3 protein-coding genes are annotated in these 3,589 nt (G+C 71.4%); all 3 read right to left on the reverse strand.

The annotated features are described in order from the left end of the window. Positions 1–57 precede the first annotated feature (57 nt). Entirely contained in the window at positions 58–819 is a 762-nt protein-coding gene (locus tag G6018_RS12935) for a decaprenylphospho-beta-D-erythro-pentofuranosid-2-ulose 2-reductase (protein ID WP_017837464.1), read from the reverse strand. Between the two features lie 285 nt (positions 820–1,104). Next, a complete protein-coding gene (locus G6018_RS12940; RefSeq protein WP_182639818.1) occupies positions 1,105–2,553 on the reverse strand; it encodes an FAD-binding protein in 1,449 nt (482 codons plus the stop codon). 29 nt (positions 2,554–2,582) lie between these two features. Then, the coding region (locus tag G6018_RS12945; protein ID WP_182639819.1) for a lipase family protein at positions 2,583–3,589 on the reverse strand (1,007 nt) is incomplete at its 5' end.

A 3,589-nucleotide genomic window follows, 5' to 3' on the forward strand; every position in this document is an offset into this window, starting at 1 on the left:
CGGCCAGCAGCGTCGCCGCGGCCGCCAGGCCCGGCCCCCGGAGCGCCACCGGCATGGTCAGAAGGGGAGCTTGCGGAAGATCGGGCGCGGCACGTGGGTGAGCACGGCCATGACGCCGCCGAACGCGGCGGGGGCGAAGACGGCGCCCTTGCCCGCCCCGGACTTCTTGACCGCGATGCGGGCGACGTCGTCCTTGTTGATGGTGAGCGGTGCCTCTTTGACGTGCGCGGACATGCGGGTGCGGACCTGACCCGGGCGGATCACCAGGACGTCCACCCCGTACTCGTCGAGCGCGTAGCCCAGGCCCGTGTAGAAGGAGTCGAGTCCGGCCTTGGTGGAGCCGTAGACGAAGTTGGAGCGGCGGGCGCGGAGTCCGGCGGCCGAACTCATGGCGATGATCCGGCCGTAACCCTGCGCCTTCATCCGCTCGGCGAGCAGCACGCCCACCGAGACGGCGCCGGTGTAGTTGACCTGGGCGATCTGCACGGCCTTGCGCTGATCGGACCACAGTTCCTCGTTCTCCCCGAGCAGGCCGAAAGCCACGATCGCCACGTCGACGTCGCCCCCGGCGAAGATCTGCTCGAAGGCGGCCGGGTGGGAGTCGGTGGCGGCGGCGTCGAAGTCCACCACGTCGACGGCGGTGGCCCCGGCGGCCGTCATCTCGGCGCGCGCGTCCTCGATGCCCGGGTCTCCGGGGAGGCAGGCCAGCACGACGCGCATCGGCCCCTGCTGGAGGTATTCCCCGCAGATCGCCAGGCCGATCTCGGAGGTGCCTCCGAGCAGGAGCAGGGTCTGGGGGACGCCGACGGCATTGATCATGCGCAGGAGTCTACCGAGGCCTTCCCGCCGGAACGGGGAAGGTGGCCGGGACTACCCGGCGGGGCGCGTACCCCGAGAGGGTGGACGGACCGCGGGCGAGGCCGGGGGAGGCCTCCGCGGTGCCCGTCTCCACGCGGTGGACGGCGGGGAGACGGCGACGAGGACGACGGCGGCGGCGACGGTGCGGAGGATCATGGCGGACTCCCGATCGGCCTCCGGGCGACCCTCGTCGTCCGGGGTCACCCTATTGTGGGCCCGCCGACGACCGCCTGTACAGCCCCCGGGTCAGAGCAGTTCGAGACGCCGGCCCATGTCGGAGACGAAGACCCCGTGGGGGTCGATCCCGCGGCGCGTGGCGATCCACGAGTCGATCTGCGGGTACATCGCGTGGAAACGCTCGGCCGGGACCCGCGAGTCCTTGGCGGTGTAGAGCCGGCCGCCCATCGACATGACCTTGGCGTCGAGCTCGTTGACGAACGCGTTCAGGCGGTCGTTGATGGGGAAGTCCACGCACACGTTCCACCCCTCCATGGGGAACGAGAGCGGGGCCTGGTTGCCGGGTCCGAAGAGCTTGAACACGTTGAGGAACGAGTAGTGGCCCGACCGCTGGATGTCGCCGATGATCTCCTTGAACCCGTCGACCGCCCCGGGCGGGACGATGAACTGGTACTGCAGGAAGCCGTCGGACCCGTACGCGCGGTTCCACTCCCCGAAGAGATCGAGCATGTGATAGAAGGCCGGGAGGGTCTTGATCTTGTTCCGCGAGGTGCCGCCGAGGCGGTAGTAGACCTCGCCGATGGGGCCGAAGGTGAACTTGTTGGCCAGGCCGTTGGGGAACACGTCCGGGAACGTGACCAGCGGCTTGGCGTTCATGGCCAGCGGGTCCCTGGCGAGCTTGGGTGCGTACTCCTCGAGCTGGGCCAGCGTGGCGAGCGAACCGCGGGACACCGCCGCGCGGCCGAGCTTCGGGGGTGCGCTGATCGCGTCGAACCACGCCGAGGAGTAGGTGTACCTCGACTCGGAGCCGTCGGTGTGCAGCGCGATGGTCTCGTCGAGCGAGGCCGTCTGATCGGAGTCGGCCAGGAAGAAGGCGGTCTCGGTGCGGGTCATGGCGATCCACACCTTGAGGACCACGCCGGTGAGGCCGTTGCCGCCCACCGTGGCCCAGAAGAGCGTGCCCCCGGGGTCGTCGGACGTCCCACCGGGCTCGAGGGTGAGGACGCGGCCGTCCGCGACGAGCAGCTCCATCCGGGTGACGTGGTTGCCGAACGACCCCGCCGAGTGGTGGTTCTTGCCGTGGATGTCGTGTCCGATCGCCCCGCCCACGGTGACCTGGCGCGTGCCCGGCAGGACCGGCACCCACAGGCCGAACGGCAGGGCGGCGCGCATGAGCTGGTCCAGGTTCACACCGGCGTCGACCACGGCGAGCGCCTTCTCGGCGTTGAGCTCGTGGATGCGGTTGAAGCGGCTCATGTCCAGCACGAGGCCGCCGGAGTTCTGCGCGCTGTCCCCGTACGAGCGGCCGAGTCCCCGGGCCACGACCCCGCGCTGCAGGTGTGCTGGACCGGAGGCGTTGGCGTCGTTGACCGCCGCGACGGCCGCCGAGATCTCCTCCACCGAGCGCGGGGTGAGCACATGGCTCACGGCCGGCGAGGTGCGTCCCCAGCCGGTGAGTCGCTTGAGTTCGGTGTCCAGGGCGGACTGGGCCGGGGGGGGCTGCTGCGTGGTGCTCACCCGGTCGAGGTTACCGCCGGGGTCGGCGATCAGCGGCACCCCGTGGTGATCGGCACGCCCCGGGCGCGGGCGTCGACCCAGTCGAGAGCGGGTCCGACCGCCGTGTAGGCGCCGGTCACGTGTTCTCCGGCCACGGGCGTGTACTCCACGTCCGCACCCGCCGCGCACCACTCGTCGACCAGCCTGTGGGCGGTCCACTCCGGGACGAAGGTGTCCCCGGGGCCCTGCGACGAGCCCGGGCCGGGGCCCATCGGGACGGTCGCGTCGGCGTGCCACACCTGCACGGGCCCGGTGGGGACCTCGCGGGGATCCGCCCCGTGGGCGGGGTCGGCGCGTCCCAGTCGGTTCCGCGCCATGACCTCGATCACCGTGGGATCGGTGCGGGGGTCGACGTCGGTGAGCGCCGACAGCGGGAAGGGAGCGAGTCCGCCGACCGTGTTGGTCGACGCGCAGGCGTCGCGGAGCTGGTGCGCCACCACATCACCGGTGTCGTTGAGCAGCGGGTACAACTGCGGGTACTCGCGGGCCAGCCCCAGTACGGCGGCGCGGTAGAGGCCGGAGGCGAGCGTCCCGTCCATCGTGTCGAACAGATCCGCGTAGTCGGCGGGGACCCCGCCTACGGAGGACCCGACGAGCACACCGGTGAGCTCGGGGGCGTACACCGGCTGCAGTTGGGCGGCCCATCCCGTGGCGATACCCCCGCCGGAGTACCCCACCTGGACCACGCGCGACCCGGAGAAGAGCGGACCCGGGTCGCCGGCCGGGGTGAAGGCGCGGGCCGCGCGGATCCCGTCCAGGACGGCCCGGCCGTTGGCCCGTCCCGCCGCGTAGGCGGCCTTGGGGCCCTGGAAGTCCGTGAGGACGAGCCCGTAACCACGATCGGCGAGGATCTGCAGGAAGGGCGGCAGTTCCATGTTGAACTTGTGGGGCAGGACGTGCGAGGGCATGCACGTCAGCCCCAGCGAATCGATGGTCACGTTGAACGACACGAGCGGCCGGGGATCCGGGCCGGGCCACGGCGTGGCCGGCTCGATGA

Source organism: Dietzia sp. DQ11-44 (assembly GCF_014145205.1).
Lineage (GTDB): Bacteria > Actinomycetota > Actinomycetes > Mycobacteriales > Mycobacteriaceae > Dietzia > Dietzia natronolimnaea.